Origin of the sequence: Bradyrhizobium sp. MOS002 (assembly GCF_003020115.1) — a bacterium.
In the GTDB taxonomy this organism is placed as follows: Bacteria; Pseudomonadota; Alphaproteobacteria; order Rhizobiales; family Xanthobacteraceae; genus Bradyrhizobium.
The window spans coordinates 84,375-102,507 of record NZ_PYFX01000010.1; the positions used below are offsets into that span (position 1 = coordinate 84,375).

Here is an 18,133-nt window from a genome sequence, read left to right on the forward strand (position 1 = left end):
TTCGCGACCCACGCTGCACCGCGACACAATGGGGGACACTCGTTAATTGAACCTTCAAATTTTTCGCGCATGTCTGCGCAGGCCCGCACAAAATCTGCTGATTTTGTCGGCAGGTGAGCAAGATTTTGGCGCGAAGCCCGCAGCGCCGTGCAGGCCCCTGCAGCTTATCCGGAAGACGATCTATCAGCTGTCGGCTTGCGGTAATTTGCCGAGCGCGTTCTCGACAACTTCCAGCGTATAGGGCTTCTGGATCACCGGCGCGGCGGCCAGCTCCGCCGGAATCGGCGCCCGCTCGCCATAGCCGGTCGCGAACATGAAGGGCACGCCGATCTCCTTCAGCTTCTGCGCCACCCTGATGCTGCTCTCGTTGCCGAGGTTGAGATCGAGCAAGGCGAAGCCCGGGCGGGTGCGCTCGATCGCCCGCAGCGCCTGCTCGACGCTTGCGGCGGTATCGACATGGCGGGCCCCGAGATCAAGCAGGATGACCTCGGCGGCCATGGCGATGATCAAATTGTCCTCCACGATCAGCGCCGTGTCGGAAATCCTGGGACGAGTGGATTGCTGTTCTTCTGTTCGCATGGCGGCTCCCGCGATGGATGGGACGAGTTCGACGAAATTGGGGGGAATGATGAACGTCGCTTGCACCCCCAGCAGGTCGAAGCGGATTTCGGCTTCGCCCTTGAGGTCGAACGGCACGGAGCGCTCGATGATGGTGGTCCCGAAGCCGCGCCGCGACGGCGGCTGCACCGGCGGACCGCCGGTCTCCTTCCAGTCGATCACGAGGCTCGACGAAGGATCGAGCCGCCACGCCACCTCGACGCTGCCGGTGGAATCGGCCAGCGCGCCGTATTTGGCGGAATTGGTCATCATCTCGTGCACGACGAGGGCCAGCGTGGCGAACGCCTTGGGATCGAGCGCCACATCAGGGCCGCCCATCTTGACCCGGTCTGCGCGCGCGCCGAGATAGGCGCCTGCCTCGGATTCGAGAAGCGAGCGCAATGCGACCGGCGCCCAGTTCAGGTTGGTGATCTGGTCATGGGCGCGCGCCAGGGCCTGGATGCGGCCACCGAGCACGCCGGCGAATTCCTCGACGGTGGTCGCGGTATCCTTGCTCTGCGCCACCAGCGCCCGGACGAGGCTCAGGATGTTGCGGACGCGGTGATTGAGCTCGGCGATCATCAGCTCCTGCCGCTCCTGCGCGCCGCGCCGCTCGCGCGCGGCAAGATCGGACAGTTGCAGGATCACCTCGAGCAGGGTCACCCGCAGGCTCTCGGCGATACGGATGTCGGCCGCCGACCACGGCTTCGACTGGCCCGCCACCGTCTCCTGCCAAAGCTCGAAACTCCTGCGTGGCGTGAGGCGCGGCCCGTTCGGACCCTCGTCGTAGACCTTGTTGGGATCGCCGGCCCAATTGACCGAGCGCGTGACCTCTCGCCGGAAGAAGATCAGGCAATCGCGCGGGGCGCGCGAGATCGGGATGGCGAGAAAGCCCGCCGCGCGGTCGCGGAAGGACTGGCCCGCGGCATAGACCTTGGCGATCTCGGCGCTGGCGAAAATCCGTCCCGGCGACGTCCGGTTGATGAAGCCGACGAGCTCCTTCACCTCGTCCTCGGTCGGCGTCTCGCCCTGGAGCACGATCCTGTTGTCGGACCACACCGCCACGCCGTCGCAATCGATCATGTTGCGGTAGTCGCCGAGGTAATCGACGATCGCGCGCCGGCTGTGCTCGTGGGAGGCCGCGGTCTCGATCAGCCGCTCCTGCACCTGGTGGGCGCGCGCCTCGTAGGCGACGTCGCCCTCGCGCTCGCGTCCCTCCACGATCCAGGAGAACATCTGCCCGAACAACTCGGATGCCGTGCGCTTCTCGAACGAGATGTAGCGCGGCGAATAATGATGGCAGGCGAACAGGCCCCACAGCTTGCCGTCGCGCAGGATCGACACCGACATCGAGGCGCCGACGCCCATGTTGCGCAAGTACTCGATGTGGATCGGCGACACCGAGCGCAGCACGCTCATCGACAGGTCGAGCAGCCCCGCATTGTGCGTGGCCGTCGATACCAGCGCGGCGGGCTGCGCATCGATGTCCGCAATGATGCGCAGCCAGTTGCGCTGATAGAGAATGCGGGCCTGCCTCGGGATGTCCGACGCCGGATAGTGCAGGCCGAGAAACCGTTCGAGTCCCGCTTCCGCGGCCTCCGCGATCACCTCGCCCGATCCGTCCGGGTGAAACTGGTAGACCATGACGCGGTCGAAGCCGGTCAGCACCTTGAGCTGCCGCGCGGCCTCGCGAGCGAGCTCGGTCATGCCGCGCGTCTTGCGGATACGCTCCAGCATCAGACGGACGAGCTCGCCGGAATTGACGCCTGGCTCGTTGACGCTGGGCTCCGCCTCGAGGACGAGATAGGCGCCGGAGAAGTGGATCGAGAGATCGTAAGACGGCTTGCCGGCCTGAAGCTCGACACCGAACAGGCGCTCGGTCGCGTCCGGCCCGCTGAGATGATCGACGCGGCTGCGAATGGCCTCGACGGCGGCTTCCGAGATGACGCGCGACAGCGGCTGCTGGAGCAGGTCGGAGACGTCAGCCCCGAGAAAGCTCCCGACATTGTCCGAGGCCATGCAGATCGTGAAATCCGACAACAGCGTGAGCAGGAAGCCGAACGGTTGCACGCTGCCGGGAATGTGGATCGGCTCGCGATCGCAATTGGTGAGATTGACGGCCTCGTTCATGCCCGGTCCGCCGCCTGCTCGAACGCGGCGAACCCGATGCGCGCCGCATCGATCACCTCGTCCTCGTTGCAGGTCTCTTCGCTTGCGAGCTTCGCCAGAAAACTCTGCCAGAGCCGCTTCCCTGCGCCATGATTGAGATAGGCGGTGGCTCCGCTGATGCGCGAATCGCCTGCGTCCGCGACCGTCTTCAACAGAAACTTCGCACCGAGCCGGGAGCCCTCCAGCACGTACATCGTGCCCAGCACGCGGCTGCGCGTCAGCGGCGGCGGCACGGTCACTGTGGACTGCGCGGCACCGCCGAGCCGGCCGAGATCGTCCGCGATCGCAGAGCTGCGCGCCCGCTCCGGCCAGTCCGGAAACATTTCGGCGACACCCGCGTCTATCAGCGCGGCTTCGAGCGGCAGCAGCGCGCCGGCGCTGGCTTGCAGGAAACGGCGGTAGCCGGAAAAGTCGCTGAGATCGAACGACGAAAGCTGCGCATCGAGCTCCCGGTGCGCAGCCGCCGTCGCATCTCTCAGTCGTTCGCGGAGTCCGGGAAAACTGCGGCCAACCGGTGTCGAAACGTCCAAAACCCCAGCCAGCATGCAATTCCCAAACGCGCGCAATGCCTGGGCGCGATTGCCCCGGCACCGAAGGAACGCAGGGGGATTCCAAAGGTTCCGCCGTTCCGGAGAAACCGGGTACGAGCGGCGGCGCGCTCCCGCTCGTCCACTATGTCTCCAGTAGGGGCTTTCGCAGCTCGTACCCCGATCTCCGACCCGCGCTCAGCTCGCGGCCTTCACGCCGCTTGCGGAAACGGACCGAGGGCCTTCTCGGTCAGCACCGAGTCGCAATATTCCCGGATCTCCTTGATCTTGCCCTCCTCGAGGCGAAACACGAGACAATAGTCGTTGTCGTAGCGCACGCCTTCTGGCGTGACGTTGTCGCCCTTCGCTTCGACGACGACGAGATCGCCGTCGGCAATGAAGCGGTGGGCGACGGTCCGCATCCGATCGACAAGGCGGGTCCGCACATAGGCGTGCAGGTCGTTGAGGATCGCCTGTTTGCCCGAAAAGGTGCGCGACCAGGAGTACTGGCCGGTCACGATCCATTTGGCGTCGTCGGCAAGACTTTCGGTGAACAAGGCGCGGTCGCGCGCAGCCGGATCGGGGCTGGCGGCGGCTGCAAAGATATCCTGCATCAGTTTCTTGTTGGCGCTCGCGCTCATGGCGACATCTCCCTTGGTGAGAACACGGAAATGATCACCGCCGGTGCTAAATTCTTCAAATCGATAGTGTATATGATATCTATTCGCTCCATGAATTTGAATTCGCTCGATCTCAATCTACTGACCGCGCTCGACGCGTTGCTGCGCGAGGCCAATGTCAGCCGCGCCGCTCTGCGGATCGGCCTGTCGCAACCGGCCGCAAGCCATGCGCTGCAGCGCCTGCGCGACATCTTCGGCGATCCGCTGCTGGTGCGCACCGGCGCGCGGATGGAGCTGACGCCGCGGGCACAGGCGCTACGCGCGCCGCTGGCGCAGGCCCTGGACCAGGTGCGCGGGCTATTCGTGCCCGAGGAATTCGATGCCGCGCGCAGCGAGCGCGCGTTCCGCCTGATGATGCCGGATCTCGCGGTCGAACTGCTCATGCCGCCGCTGATGGAGAAGGTGACGCGCCTTGCGCCCAATGTCCGCATCGACGTCGTGCCGTGGCGAGGACCGGCGATCTTCCACGCCGAATTCGCCCGCACCATCGATCTCGTGATCTCGATCGGCAACGCCTTCAAGGGATTTCACCGCCAGCTGCTCTATACCGACAGCGACGCGCTGGCGGTGCGGCGCGGCCACCCTATGGCTGCGAAGCTGAAGCGGCGCGAGACGTTCCTGGCCGCACGCCATGTCGGCGTCATCATCCGCGGCCAGCCGGAGGACTTAATCGACACTTGGCTGCGCACCAAGGGCATCGACCGACACATTTCGCTGGTAGTGCCCAGCTATCTTGAGGCGCTGCACATCGCCGCCCGCACCGACCTCGTCGCCTTCGTGCCGCGCCGGCTGATCGCGGCGCTGTCCAGGCAGCTCGGCCTCGTCACGGTGACGCCGCCGCTCGACCCCGGCATCGACGAGCAGTTCATGTTCTATCCGACCCGCGCACAGATGGATCCCGGCTCGATCTGGTTGCGACGGCTGATGCTGGAGACGGGACGGGAATTGGAGAAGAAAGGGCGTGCTGGGTAGGACGCAACTTCAAAGCAAATGGTGTCGTCCCGGACAAGCGCAGCGAAGCGGAGCGCCGATCCGGGACCCATAACCACAGGACGTGGTTTGGCGAAGACTCGTGATTTATCAGCCTGCGTCACAACTTCTCCCTGTGGTTATGGGTCCCGGGTCTGCGCTGACGCTTGCCCGGGACGACAGGGAGATATGTGGCCGCGCTCTAAGCCTTCTGCGCGTCCATCACCTTGCGCACGGCGGGGCGGTCGGACATGCGCTTGAAATGATCGGCGATCTTCGGCGTCGCGTTGATGTCGACGCTGTCGCCTTCGAGCCAGGTCGACAGGGTGTAAAGATAGGGATCGCAGATCGTGAACTGATCGCCCATCACCCAGGGTCCCTTGTACATCTTCTGCTCGATCAGGGCGAAGCAGGCGCCCATGGTCTTCGGGATCATCGCCTTCATGTCGGCGAACGAGCTCTCTTCGCTCGCCCAGCGCGCGCCGCGCATCTTGTGGGCATGGTTGATGTGCACGGTCGAGCAGAGATAGGAGTTGAACGACTGCACCTGGGCGAAGTCGAAGGGATCGTCGAGCGGAGCAAGCTTCGCCTTGGGGAAGGTCTGGGCGAGATAGGCCAGCATCGCCGGGGTCTCGGTCAGGACGCCACGATCGGTCACCAGCGCGGGCACGCGGCCTTTCGGGTTGATCGCGAGGTACTCCGCGCTGTTCTGCTGGTTGGTCTTGAAGCTCAGCCGCTCAGCCGCGTAGTCGGCGCCGGCTTCTTCCAGGGTGATGTAGGTGGCGAGCGCGCAGGTGCCGGTGGCGTAGTAGAGCTTGAGCATGTCGGACCTCATGGGAAAGCCGGAAGGTAACGGCTGCGGGCCCCGAGGTCCATAGCACGGCGTTCTCAGTGCTCTTCCTCTTCGCAGTTGCCCACCGGCGCCCGGCTGTGCCAAGACGCCCCCAGTGGAGGGGCTTTCCCATGACCGTACTCATCGCCGGTGGCGGCATCGGCGGGCTGACGCTTGCGCTCAGCCTGCACGGAATCGGCATTCCCGTAAAAGTGTTCGAGAGCGTCGCCGAATTGCGGCCGCTCGGTGTCGGCATCAACGTGCTGCCGCACGCGGTGCGCGAGCTGATCGAACTCGGGCTGATGGAGAAACTCGATGCCAGCGGCGTGCGGACCCGCGAGCTTGCCTATTTCTCCAAGCACGGCAAACCGATCTGGAGCGAGCCGCGCGGGCTGGAGGCCGGCTACAAATGGCCGCAGTTTTCGATCCATCGCGGCACGCTCCAGCAACTGCTGCTCGACACCGCGATCGAGCGCCTCGGCCGCGACAATATCCTCACCAGCCATCATCTGGCCGGCTGGAGCGAAACCGCTGACGGCGTGCGCGCCGATTTCGTCGACAAGGCCACCGGCAAGGCCGCGGGGGCTTACGAGGGCACGATCCTGATCGCCGCCGACGGCATCCATTCCGCCGCGCGAGAAAAACTCTATCCCGACGAAGGCCCGCCGATCTGGAACGGCCGCATCCTCTGGCGCGGCGTCACGCCTGCAAAAGCCTTCCTCAGCGGCCGCACCATGATCATGGCGGGCCACGAGATCCTCAAATTCGTCTGCTATCCGATCTCGAAGGAACCGGACGCCGCGGGCAACCATCTGATCAACTGGGTTGCCGAGCGCCACATGCCGCCGACCTATCAATGGCGACGCGAGGACTATAACCGCACCGCGCGGCTGGAAGAGTTTTTGCCCTGGTTCGAGAGCTGGCAGTTCGACTGGCTCGACGTGCCCGGCCTGATCAAGAACTGCCCGCACGCCTATGAATATCCGCTGGTCGACCGCGATCCGGTGTCGCAATGGACTTTCGGCCGCGTCACGCTGATGGGCGATGCCGCACATCCGATGTACCCGATCGGCTCCAACGGCGCCTCTCAGGCGATCCTCGATGCCCGCACCATCACCCGCGAGATCCTGGCGCACGGCCCGACGCAAGCGGCCCTGCTCGCCTATGAGGCCGAGCGGCGGCCTGCAACCACCAGTCTCGTCCTGCTCAACCGCAAGAACGGCCCCGAGCAGGTGATGCAGCTCGTCGAGGAGCGCGCACCCGACGGCTATAAGGTCGTCACTGACGTGCTGTCGCAACAGGAGCTGGAGGATGTTGCCGCCAACTACAAGCGCGTCGCCGGCTTCCAGGTGGAAGCGCTGAATGCCAAGCCGCCGATCGTGAGCGCAGACGCGCGCGCGACGAAATGAGTGTTCGCGCCAAGCGAGACGCACGTTGGTGCGCCCTCGCCCCTTGCGGGAGAGGGCAGCGCCGCCGGTAGATGCGGACTCACTCGGGTGAGGGGTCTGTCTCCGCGAAGCCAACTCGCATTTGAACTCGCCGAGACAGACCCCTCATCCGGCGCTACGCGCCACCTTCTCCCGCAAGGGGAGAAGGAAGAAAGAGTGCGCGGCCGCTATTTGCCCACCACCCTCGCCGCCTCGAGCAGCCGCTCGCTCGCGGTCGCCGTCGCCAGGAGCGTGCCGTCTTCTGCCGTCAGCCTGGCCTCGACGAACGCGATCGTCCTACCGAGCTGCGTCACCTTGGCCTCGCCGATGATTGGCCCTGGCTTTGCGGGCGCCAGGAAGTTCAGGGTCATGCTGATGGTGGTGGTGTAGAGCCGGCCCTCGCTCATCACCAGCACGGCGGGGCCCATGGTATCATCGAGCATGGCCGAGAGCATGCCGCCCTGGATGAAGCCGGCCGGATTGCAGAACTCCGGCTTGCCGTCGAAGGCGAGCTTGATCCAGCCCTCCTCCGGACGGGCATCGAGCAGGCGCCACCCGAGCAGCTCGGCACAGGGCGGCCTTGGAAAATTGTCGAGCGCGGTCTTGATCATGCGACCTCCGTTGCCAGCCACAGCTAACGCAGGCCTGTTGCCAGCATGTTGTCAGCAGGATCGGCTCCTAGGTGTCCAATCCATGCGCGATCACCTTACGCATGACGTTGGGCAATGCTTCGTCGGCGAGAGTGGCGATCGGCACCCAGCGCATGCCCGCGGGTGCCCGCGTGCGCGCACCCACCCTCGCCGTGTAGACCACCAGTTCCAGGGGAAAATGCGTGAAGACGTGGGTGACGACACCCACCTTGCGCTGCCAGCGCGACAGCCCCTTCAGCTCGGGCGCCTGCTGCTTTGCCTTGGCATCGTCCTGTCCGGCCAGCCAGTCCGAGCCCGGCACCTCGGTCATGCCGCCGAGCAGACCCTTTTCGGGGCGGCTGCGGACGAGAAGCTCGTCGCCGCGCGTGACAACGAAGGCGGCGCCGCGCCGTAGCGCGCCGCTCTTCTTCGGCGCCTTGCGCGGAAACGTGTCCTGCGTTCCCAGCGCGCGCGCCGTGCAGTCCTCGTTCAGCGGGCAAAGCGAGCAGGCCGGCTTTTTCGGCGTGCAAATCGAGGCGCCCAGATCCATCAGCGCCTGCGCGCTATCGCCGGCGCGAGAGTCGGCGAGCAGCGTCGCAGCCAACTCCTGAATCAGCGGCTTCGCCTGCGGCAATTCCTGCTCGACCGCGAACAGGCGCGAGACGACGCGCTCGATATTGCCGTCGACCGGCATGGTGCGGCGGTCGAACGCGATCGCCGCGATCGCTGCCGCCGTATAGGGCCCGACGCCCGGCAGCGCGCGCAGGCCCTCTTCGGTGTCGGGAAAGGTGCCGCCATGCTCACGCGTCACCGCGACCGCGCAGGCATACAGGTTTCGCGCGCGAGAATAATAGCCGAGCCCGGCCCACATCCTCAGCACGTCGTCTTGCGAGGCTCGCCCCAGCGCGGTGACATCAGGCCAGCGCGCGACGAATTTTTCGAAATAGGGCCCGACCGCCTTCACCGTGGTCTGCTGCAGCATGATCTCGGACAGCCAGACGCGGTAAGGGTCGGATGCCTCGCCGGGCGCAGCGCGCCAGGGCAGTCGGCGACGGTGGCGGTCGTACCAGTCGAGCAGCGCGAGCGGGCGCGACGAGGTCTCCGGCTGAACGGGTTCCGATTTCGCCTTGAGGGCGGATTTGGGGCTCATGTCCGCACTGTAGCGGCAATGAACCGATCTCTCCACGGCATGCCCACGCTCGTCGCGGGCGTCCACGTCTTTCTTCGCGGCGAAGAGCCTGCGGCCGACGCCCCGGAGTGCTATAACGTCCCATGTCCAAGCTTCGCCCCATGAAACCCGGTCCCATCAGCGCCAAGCCGCTGTCGCTCCTGCTCAACGACGTCTTCGCCGAGGCCTATGCCAAGCAGGGCTTTGCGGCGCGCGAGCTGGTGACGCGGTGGGCGCAGATTGCCGGACCGGAGATCGCGGCCCATGCCGAGCCGCTCAAGATGCAATGGCCGCGGCCGGTCGAGGGCCAGCCACAGGAGCCCGCGACGCTGGTGCTGCGGGTCGAAGGGCCGATGGCGCTGGAGATCCAGCACTCCGCCGACGTGATCCTGCAGCGGGTCAACCGCTTCTTCGGCTGGAGCGCCGTCGGCAAGCTGGCCTTCCGCCAGGCTCCGCTGTCGCGCGCCCGCAGGCCAACCCGGCCCGGCCCGCCGGACGCCAAATCGGTGGCCGAGGTGGCTGAGCGCCTGGGCGACATCGAAGATGAACAATTGAAGTCGGCGCTGGCGCGCCTCGGGGCCGCCATCAAGCGAAATTGAGCCTTATTCTGCGGCCAAACTGCACCTGTCCCGGCCGCTCGCCATTGCCTCAAACGACGTTTCAAGCTAGCGACAGGCCGTCTGAATGGGAATTTCGGGCGAGACCACGCCAATCCGGGAGCCGACCTTGATCATCACCCGCCGCGCCTTCACCTCGATGCTGTCGCTGACCGGGCTTGCAGCGCTCGCCGGGCTCTCGCCGCTGCGGTTCATCTCCGATGCCATGATCCCTGAAGCAATGGCGCAGGCGGCGCCCGGCGACGTGGCCAAGCCGGTGTCCCTGCCCGACATGGCGCTGGGCCCGAAGGACGCTGCCGTCACCATCACCGAATACGCCTCAATGACCTGCCCGCATTGCGCGGCCTTCAATGAGCAGGTGTTTCCCAAGATCAAGTCGGAATACATCGACACCGGCAAGGTGCGTTACATCTTCCGCGAGTTCCCGCTCGACATCAAAGCCGCCGCCGGCTCGATGCTGTCGCGCTGCATCGCCAATGGCGACGCGCCGAAATACTTTGCCGTCACCGACATGCTGTTCCGCCAGCAGAACGACTGGGTGGTGAAGAACACCACGGAGACCCTGACGCGGATCGGCAAGCAGGCCGGTCTCACCCAGCAGCAGGTCGAGGCCTGCCTGAAGGACCAGGCGCTGCTCGACAAGATCGCCGCCGACCAGAAATATGCCAGCGACGTTCTGAAGGTCGATTCGACGCCGACGTTCTTCATCAACGGCGAGAAGATCAAGGGCGAGACCTCGTTCGAGGAATTCGCCAAGAAGATCAATCCGCTGCTGAAGAGCTGATTCGCTCGTCAAGATCCTGATTCGCATCTCGATAGCCGTATCTTTCCCGGCATAAATCCCTTGGGAAAAGCGGCTTTCGCCGGTTGCCCTCGCGGCGCACCGCGGCCATTGTCCAGCCGCATGAGGCGCCTCGCGCGACTCGCCCGGATAGCGACATTGCCTTCCATGGTATTGTCCCGGCAGGGGGATTCGCACCTGCCAACAGAGATGCGTGCTTATGAAAATTACCCGCCTGCGCCTTCACGGCTTCAAGTCCTTCGTTGAGGCCACCGACTTCGTCATCGAGCCCGGCTTGACCGGCGTGGTCGGCCCCAACGGCTGCGGCAAGTCGAATCTCGTCGAGGCGCTGCGCTGGGCGATGGGTGAGACCTCCTACAAGTCGCTGCGCGCAGCCGACATGGACGCGGTGATCTTCGCCGGCTCCGGCAATCGCCCCGCGCGCAACCACGCCGAAGTGACGATGACGATCGACAATTCCGATCGCACCGCGCCGGCGGCGATGAACGACAGCCAGCTGCTGGAAATTTCCCGCCGCATCGAGCGCGAGGCCGGTTCGGTCTACCGCATCAACGGCCGCGACGTGCGCGCCCGCGACGTGCAGATTCTGTTCGCCGACGCCGCCACCGGCGCGCGCTCGCCGGCCCTCGTCCACCAGGGCAAGATCGGCGAGATCATTCAGGCTAAACCCGAGCAGCGCCGCCGCGTGCTGGAAGACGCCGCCGGCGTCGCCGGCCTGCACGCCCGCCGCCATGAGGCCGAGCTGCGGCTGAAGGCGGCCGAAACCAACCTCACCCGCGTCGAGGACGTGATCGGCCAGCTCGCAGGGCAAATGGAAGGCCTGAAGAAGCAGGCCCGCCAGGCCGTGCGCTATCGCGAAGTTGCGGCCAAGGTCCGCAAGGCCGAGGCAACCCTGTTCCATCTGCGCTGGATCGGCGCCCATGCCGACGTCAACGAATCCGGCCACACCCACGATCTCGCGGTCCGCGAGATGGCCGAGCGTACCCAGCATCAGGCCGAAGCCGCCCGCATCCAGGCGATCCGCGCCGCCGAAATGCCGGCGCTGCGCGATGCCGAAGCCCGCGCCGCGGCGGGACTGCAGCGCCTGACCAACGCCCGCGAGTTGCTCGATCGCGAGGAAGAGCGCGCCAAGGAGCGCGTCGCGGAGCTTGAGCGGCGCCTCGCGCAGTTCGAAGGCGACATCTCGCGGGCCCAGCAGCAGACCATGGACGCCGATGTCGCGCTGCAGCGCCTCGACGCCGAAGATGCCGAGCTGAAGGAAGAGATCAAGTCGCGGGTCGAGAAGCGCTCCGGCGTCGATGAGCGTGTCGCCGAAGCCGAGGCGGTGCTGACAGAAACCGAGCAGCAGTTCGACGAGCTCACCACCGCGCTCGCCGACCTCACCGCCAAGCGCAATCAACTCGAAGCCAACGTTCGCACCCACCGCGACAAGCTCGCCCGGCTCGACCAGGAGATTTCGAACGTCGCGGCCGAAGAGCAGAAGCTCACCGAGGCGACCGGCGGCTTCGGTGACCTCGACGAGCTGACCGCGACGGTCGAGAACGCCGAGCAGACGCTGGCGGCCTCGGAAGCCGCCGCCCAGGCCAGCGAAGCCGCGCACGTCGCCGCGCGGCAGACGCTGGAATCCTCGCGCTCGCCGCTCGTCGAAGCCGACAAGCGCGTGCAGCGGCTCGAAACCGAGGCGCGCACGATCTCCAAGATCGTCAACGGCGAGACCAAGAATTTGTGGCCGCCGATCATCGACGGCATCACCGTCGACAAGGGGTTCGAAAAGGCGATCGGCGCAGCGCTTGGCGACGATCTCGACGCCCCGGTCGATCCGTCCGCGCCGATGCGCTGGACCAATGCCGGCGTCACCGAGGGCGATCCGGCGCTGCCCGAAGGCGTCGTGCCGCTCGCCGACCACGTTCAGGCCCCGGCCGAGCTGGCGCGCCGCCTGGCGCAGATCGGCGTGGTGCCGCGCGAGCGCGGCGCCGAGCTGGTCTCGCAGCTCAAGACCGGCCAGCGGCTGGTCTCGCCCGAAGGCGACGTCTGGCGCTGGGACGGTTTTGTCGCAGCCGCCCACGCGCCGACCGGGGCAGCACGGCGGCTTGCCGAGCGCGCCCGCCTCGTCGACATCGAGAACGAGCTGGAGCAGGCCCGCATCGACGCGCAGATCAAGCGTCAGGCGCTGGAGAACGCCGAGGCCGAGCTGCAGATGGCCGCCAGCACCGAAGGTGCGAGCCGCGAAGCCTGGCGCGCCGCGCAGCGCGAGCTCAACGTCGCGCGCGAGCGCCATGCCACGGTCGAGCGCGAGATCAGCCGCCACGCCGCGCGCAAGGCGACGCTGTCGGAGGCGCACAGCCGTCTGGCCGCCGACCGTGCCGAAGCCGAAGCCGCCTACGAATACGCCGAAGCCGGGATCTCCGAGCTGCCGTCGAGCGAGGACACTGAAACCCGTCTCGCCGCCGTCCGCAGCGACATCGAAGGTCATCGCCGCATGGCGGCCCAGGTCCGTGCCGAGGCACAGGCGCTGGCGCGCGAAGCCGAGCTGGCCGACCGCCGCGTGCAGGCGATCCTCGCCGAACGCACCGAGTGGCAGAACCGCAAGGAGAGCGCCGCCTCCCACATCGACACCATCCAGGCGCGCATCGCCGAAGTCTCGATCGAGCGCAGCGATCTCGAGAACGCGCCAGCCGTGTTCGCGGAGAAGCGCAGTGCGCTGATCACCGAGATCGAATACGCCGAAAACGACCGCCGCATGGCCGCCGATGCGCTCGCCAGCGCGGAAACCGCGATGGCCGAAACCGATCGCGTCGCGAAGCTGACGCTCGAGGCACTTTCCAGCTCGCGTGAGGCCACCGCCCGCGCCGAGGAGCGCATGGAAGGCGCGCGGCGCCGGCTCGAGGACATCGAGCGCGAAATCCGCGACATGTTGGAGGTCGAACCACAAGCCGTTGCCGGCCTCGCCGAGATCGAACCCGGCACGGAGCTGCCGCCACTGCACGACATCGAGGAAGACCTCGAAAAAATGCGCCGCGATCGCGAACGCCTGGGTGCGGTCAATTTGCGCGCCGAGGAAGAGCTGCGCGAGGTCGAGACCCAGCACAACGGTCTGGTCACCGAGCGCGACGACCTCGTCGAGGCCATCAAGCGGTTGCGCCAGGGCATCCAGAGCCTCAACAAGGAGGCGCGCGAGCGACTCCTCACCTCGTTCGAGGTCGTCAACAACCACTTCAAGCGCCTGTTCGTCGAGCTCTTCGGCGGCGGCGAAGCGGCGCTGCATTTGATCGAGAGCGATGATCCTCTCGAAGCCGGTCTCGAAATCATCGCCAAGCCGCCGGGCAAGAAGCCGCAGACGCTGTCGCTGCTCTCTGGCGGTGAACAGGCGCTGACGGCGATGGCGCTGATCTTCGCGGTGTTCCTCACCAACCCCTCGCCGATCTGCGTGCTGGACGAAGTCGACGCGCCGCTCGACGACCACAACGTCGAGCGCTATTGCAACCTGTTGCACGAGATGACCGCCTCGACCGACACGCGCTTCATCATCATCACGCACAACCCGATCACGATGGCGCGGATGAACCGCCTGTTCGGCGTCACCATGGCCGAACGCGGCGTCTCGCAGCTGGTGTCGGTGAACCTGCAAGAGGCGGTGGACATTCTCGACCAGAATGTGGCGTGATTTTCTGGCCGTCATTCCGGGGCGATGCGCAGCATCGAACCCGGAATCTCGCGCCACCATTTCGAGATTCCGGGTTCGCGCTACGCGCGCCCCGGAATGACGGCGAATCAAGATGATCTCGCCCACGCTTCCCGCTGAGCTAAAGGCCGCCCTCGACGGCAAGCTCCAGGGGTTCTCGCGCACCGACGCCGCGCAGCGATCGCAGAAAATCTCGACCACCTATCGCGCAGGCGGCGGCTCCGGCACGATCAAGTCGGAGGCCGATGCGCTCGCCTATGCGCTCGCGCGCATGCCGGCGACCTACGCCGCGGTGGCGGCCAGTCTGAATGCGCTGACCGAGACCGCACCGGACCTCGCTCCGGAAACGCTGCTCGACGTCGGCGCAGGTCCGGGCACCGCGAGCTGGGCCGCGGCGGAGGCGTTCTTCTCGCTGCAGGATTTCACCCTGCTCGATGCCAACGGCACGCTCAGCCGTCTCGCGCTCGAACTGGCGCGCGACAGCACGCGTCTGGCGGATTGCCGCTATCTGCCGGGCGATGCCGGCGCGAACCTCGCTGAGGTCTCGCCAGCCGATCTCGTCGTCGCGAGCTACGTCATCGGCGAGCTCAGTGAGGGCGATCAACGCAAGCTCGCGGAAACGATGTGGGCGAAAGCGCGCCACGCGCTGGTCGTGATCGAGCCCGGCACGCCCGCCGGCTACGCGCGCATCCTCGCTTTGCGCCAGCAACTGATCGCGGCGGGCGCCTATGTCGCCGCACCCTGCCCCCACGAAAAGCCGTGTCCGCTGCTGGCGCCCGACTGGTGCCATTTCTCACAGCGCCTTCCGCGCTCGCAGGCTCATCGCCAGATCAAGGGCGCCGAGGTGCCGTTCGAGGACGAGCGATTCATCTATGTGGCGCTGACCCGTACGCCGCCCGCAGCCCGCGCGGCGCGCGTGCTGGCGCCGCCGGATCTCGGCAAGGCCGAGATCACGGCAAAGCTCTGCACCGAGCAAGGCGTCGAAGTCGCCAAGGTCCCACGTCGCGACAAGGCTGCCTATGCAAGCGCCCGCCGCTGGAGCTGGGGTGATGCCGTCCTGTCCGAAAGTTAACCTCCTCCGGCGCTTTCGCCTTGAACTCGGATAGCCCCTCATCCGACCAAATCCTACCACCCCTCTGCGCCGGGCTCTCGCTCCGCGCCAATTTGGTCTAGGCTGCGCCCGCCTTCTTCCCCCTTCAGGAGTTCTCCATGTCGACCGGCTGGATCGTCCTCGGCGTTATCGTCGTCCTCGTGTTCTTTGCCTTCGCCGCCTACAACCGGCTGGTGGCGCTGGGCCAGCGCGTCGGCCAGGCCTTTGCCGACGTCGACGTGCAGCTCAAGCAGCGCCACGATCTGATCCCGAACCTGGTCGAAACGGTGAAGGGCTATGCCTCGCACGAGCGCGGCACGCTCGACGACGTCATCAAGGCGCGCAATTCGGCGATGTCGGCGCAGGGACCGGCGCAGGTGTCCGCGGCCGAGACCCAACTCTCCGGCGCGCTCGGCCGGCTGATCGCGCTGTCGGAAGCCTATCCCGACCTCAAGGCCAACGCCAATTTCCAGCAGCTCGCCAGCGAGCTGTCCGACCTCGAGAACAAGATCGCGGCCAGCCGCCGCTTCTTCAACAATGCGGTCCAGGAATACAACACCGGCATCCAGCAGATGCCGGCCGCCCTGTTCGCCGGCATGTTCGGCTTCACCAGGAAGGACTTCTTCGATCTCGGCGCCAGCCGCACCGAGGTCGAGGCCACGCCGCAGGTGAAGTTCTGAGTTGAGCCGATAGGCCGGCAGGGCATCGCGTCATGGCCGCGTATGGTCTCTACACGCACATCGCCTCGAACAAGTTTCGTTCGATGCTGCTGCTCGCCGGCCTGTTCGCGCTGGTCTATGTGCTGGTCTATGCCGGCGCGCTGATCGCCGAAGTCGTCATCAATGGCGACGAGACCGTCGTCCACTATCTGAGACGCGCCTTCTATGATTTGAAAGTCGCCGCGCCGGTTGCGACCGTGGTGGCAGCGGCCTGGATCGTGATCGCCTATTTCTTCCACCAGTCGATGATCGATGCGGTGACCGGCGGCCACGGCGTCACCCGGCAGGAGGAACCGCGGCTCTATAATCTGCTCGAAAATCTCTGCATCTCGCGCGGCATCACGATGCCGAAGCTGAAGATCATGGAAAGCCCGGCGCTAAACGCGTTCGCGACCGGCCTCAACCCGCGGCAATATTCGATCACCGTCACCACCGGTCTCCTCAATGCGCTGGACGACAAGGAGATCGAGGCGGTGCTGGGCCACGAGCTGACCCATATCAAGAACGGCGACGTGCAGCTCATGGTGGTCGCCGTCATCATCGCCGGTGTGGTCGGGTTCTTCGGCGAGCTGTTCTTCCGCCTGTTCACGAATTTCAGCTGGGGCTCCGGCGGCTCGTGGTCGTCGGGCTCCTCCTCGTCGTCAAGATCGTCCTCGTCGTCGAGCGACAGCAAGAGTTCGGGCGGCGGCGCGGTAATCGTGATCATCATCGCGGTCGTGCTGATCGTGGTGGCCTGGCTGTTGTCGCAGGTGGTGAAGCTCGCGCTGTCGCGCTCGCGCGAATATCTCGCGGACGCGGGCTCCGTCGAGCTGACGAAAAACCCGGACGCCATGATCTCGGCGCTGCGCAAGATCGAGAACCGCGGCGAGCTGCCGGGCGCAACCTCGGCGGTGATGGAGCTCTGCGTCGACAATCCGCGTGAGGGCTTCGCCGATTTGTTCGCGACCCACCCCTCGGTGCAGTCCCGGGTCGACGCACTGGTCAAGTTCGCCGGCGGCCATGATCCCGGCCCGCTGCCGCCTCCCGCCGAAGAGGCCGAGGAGCCGGACACGCAAGCCGACCGGCAGGACACCCCACCGCCGTTGCGCCAGGGTCCTAGGCAAGGTCCTTGGAACGACGCAGGCGGCGCGGCCGGTCCGCCGCCCGTGCCCGCACCCAGCTCCGCAGGGACCGGCAACGGCAACCCAATAGGCAAATCCTTGGGCAATCCCATGGGTCCTTGGGGCCGCCATTGAGCGTGATTTGACACCATGCGCGGCGGGATTCGTGGCGATTTGGAAAAACCTCGGGAATTGCCGTAACTGGGGCCTGCGGAATTGAATTCTCCCTTGTTTCTGCCATGTTCGCGCCCAACAGCAGACTCGGGACATCTTTGCGACATCGATTTGGGGCCCGGCCGATTGCGACTTCGCGATCGGGGGCGCGCGTTAGGGGACAGCAATGGCAAAGCCGGCAGTAGTTGTGGTGGGCGCGGACAAGGGCGGGGTCGGCAAGACCACCGTGTCGCGCACCTTGCTCGATTATTTTTCCGCCAACAACGTGCCGACGCGCGCCTTCGACACCGAGTCGCCGCGCGGAACCCTGAAGCGCTTCCACCCTGACATCACCGAGATCGTCGACATGACGACGACGTCGGATCAGATGAAGATCTTCGATACGCTCAACGCGACGAGCCCGTCGGTCACCGTGATCGACGTCCGCGCCGGTCTGCTCTCGCCGGCGCTCGCCTCCTTGCGCGACATCGGTTTCCTTGACGCCGCCAAGGCCGGCCAGATCACCTTTGCCGTGTTCCACATCCTGGGACCCTCGATCGCATCGCTGGACGAGATCGCCGAGACCGCGGGCTTCATGGGCGGCGCGAAATACTTCCTGGTGAAGAACTTCATCAACGATACCCAGTTCTTCCAGTGGGATCAGGCGACCTACCAATCGTATTTCAACCGCATCAAGGACGCGACCGAGCTGACCATCCCCAAGCTCAACGAAATGGCCTATGAGCAGGTCGAGGTGTCCTCCGTCCCATTCCTGAAGTTCGTCGCCAACAAGGGCGTCAACGACGAGGCGGCGAACTATTCGTTCGTGCTGCGCGGCTATGTCCGGCATTGGCTTGCGAACGTCTGGAGCGAGTTCGACCGGATCCGGCTGACCGATATCGTCGGCTCGACGAAATCCGGGGCCCGCAACAGCGAAAAATAATTGCGTAAGCCGGGCGGATACGGCTGGAT

General features: G+C 65.8%; 15 protein-coding genes. 9 read left to right on the plus strand and 6 right to left on the minus strand.

Annotated elements, in window-relative coordinates; translation table 11 throughout:
- Positions 1–183 precede the first annotated feature (183 nt).
- The 3 genes from C7G41_RS25635 to C7G41_RS25645 form a co-directional block, all read right to left on the minus strand.
- Complete coding sequence (locus C7G41_RS25635) at positions 184–2,727, minus strand: HWE histidine kinase domain-containing protein (protein WP_106945127.1); 2,544 nt, start codon at positions 2,725–2,727, stop codon at positions 184–186.
- Positions 2,724–3,311 carry a biliverdin-producing heme oxygenase gene (locus C7G41_RS25640; protein ID WP_106945128.1) on the minus strand — a complete coding sequence of 196 codons (588 nt, stop codon included), beginning with the start codon at positions 3,309–3,311 and terminating at the stop codon, positions 2,724–2,726. The genes C7G41_RS25635 and C7G41_RS25640 overlap by 4 nt, the downstream gene beginning before the upstream one ends.
- A gap of 194 nt (positions 3,312–3,505) precedes the next feature.
- Positions 3,506–3,934 (minus strand): nuclear transport factor 2 family protein, encoded by a 429-nt coding sequence (locus tag C7G41_RS25645; RefSeq protein ID WP_106945129.1) that lies wholly within the window; start codon positions 3,932–3,934, stop codon positions 3,506–3,508.
- A 90-nt stretch (positions 3,935–4,024) separates the two neighbouring features.
- On the opposite strand from C7G41_RS25645, the gene C7G41_RS25650 reads away from it, so the two are divergent.
- Positions 4,025–4,945: a LysR family transcriptional regulator gene (locus C7G41_RS25650; protein ID WP_106945130.1), complete on the plus strand. Its 921-nt coding sequence runs from the start codon at positions 4,025–4,027 to the stop codon at positions 4,943–4,945.
- A gap of 199 nt (positions 4,946–5,144) precedes the next feature.
- Here C7G41_RS25650 and C7G41_RS25655 read toward each other — a convergent pair whose 3' ends face one another.
- Positions 5,145–5,765 carry a glutathione S-transferase family protein gene (locus C7G41_RS25655; RefSeq protein WP_106945225.1) on the minus strand — a complete coding sequence of 207 codons (621 nt, stop codon included), beginning with the start codon at positions 5,763–5,765 and terminating at the stop codon, positions 5,145–5,147.
- Between the two features lie 140 nt (positions 5,766–5,905).
- On the opposite strand from C7G41_RS25655, the gene C7G41_RS25660 reads away from it, so the two are divergent.
- On the plus strand, positions 5,906–7,183 hold the full coding sequence (locus C7G41_RS25660; RefSeq protein ID WP_106945131.1) for a flavin-dependent oxidoreductase: 1,278 nt from the start codon (positions 5,906–5,908) through the stop codon (positions 7,181–7,183).
- A 206-nt stretch (positions 7,184–7,389) separates the two neighbouring features.
- Here C7G41_RS25660 and C7G41_RS25665 read toward each other — a convergent pair whose 3' ends face one another.
- A complete protein-coding gene (locus tag C7G41_RS25665; protein ID WP_106945132.1) occupies positions 7,390–7,812 on the minus strand; it encodes a PaaI family thioesterase in 423 nt (140 codons plus the stop codon).
- Between the two features lie 67 nt (positions 7,813–7,879).
- On the minus strand, positions 7,880–8,980 hold the full coding sequence (mutY, locus tag C7G41_RS25670; RefSeq protein ID WP_199198606.1) for an A/G-specific adenine glycosylase: 1,101 nt from the start codon (positions 8,978–8,980) through the stop codon (positions 7,880–7,882).
- Between the two features lie 122 nt (positions 8,981–9,102).
- Between mutY and C7G41_RS25675 the strand changes: the two genes are divergently transcribed.
- The 7 genes from C7G41_RS25675 to C7G41_RS25705 all read left to right on the plus strand — a co-directional run bounded on the left by C7G41_RS25675 (position 9,103) and on the right by C7G41_RS25705 (position 18,104).
- Positions 9,103–9,597, plus strand: a complete 495-nt coding sequence (locus tag C7G41_RS25675; protein WP_106945134.1) for a DUF721 domain-containing protein — start codon at positions 9,103–9,105, stop codon at positions 9,595–9,597.
- A gap of 127 nt (positions 9,598–9,724) precedes the next feature.
- The gene (locus C7G41_RS25680; protein ID WP_199198613.1) at positions 9,725–10,399 is read left to right on the plus strand and encodes a DsbA family protein; all 675 of its coding nucleotides are present in this window, start codon (positions 9,725–9,727) and stop codon (positions 10,397–10,399) included.
- 217 nt (positions 10,400–10,616) lie between these two features.
- Positions 10,617–14,081, plus strand: a complete 3,465-nt coding sequence (gene smc, locus C7G41_RS25685) for a chromosome segregation protein SMC (protein ID WP_106945136.1) — start codon at positions 10,617–10,619, stop codon at positions 14,079–14,081.
- A gap of 112 nt (positions 14,082–14,193) precedes the next feature.
- The gene (locus tag C7G41_RS25690) at positions 14,194–15,171 is read left to right on the plus strand and encodes a small ribosomal subunit Rsm22 family protein (protein ID WP_199198607.1); all 978 of its coding nucleotides are present in this window, start codon (positions 14,194–14,196) and stop codon (positions 15,169–15,171) included.
- 137 nt (positions 15,172–15,308) lie between these two features.
- On the plus strand, positions 15,309–15,869 hold the full coding sequence (locus tag C7G41_RS25695; RefSeq protein ID WP_106945138.1) for a LemA family protein: 561 nt from the start codon (positions 15,309–15,311) through the stop codon (positions 15,867–15,869).
- 32 nt (positions 15,870–15,901) lie between these two features.
- Positions 15,902–17,143, plus strand: a complete 1,242-nt coding sequence (locus C7G41_RS25700; protein ID WP_106945139.1) for a M48 family metallopeptidase — start codon at positions 15,902–15,904, stop codon at positions 17,141–17,143.
- A 205-nt stretch (positions 17,144–17,348) separates the two neighbouring features.
- Positions 17,349–18,104, plus strand: coding sequence for a hypothetical protein (locus C7G41_RS25705; protein WP_106945140.1), 756 nt, complete (start codon positions 17,349–17,351; stop codon positions 18,102–18,104).
- The last annotated feature ends 29 nt before the right edge of the window (positions 18,105–18,133 follow it).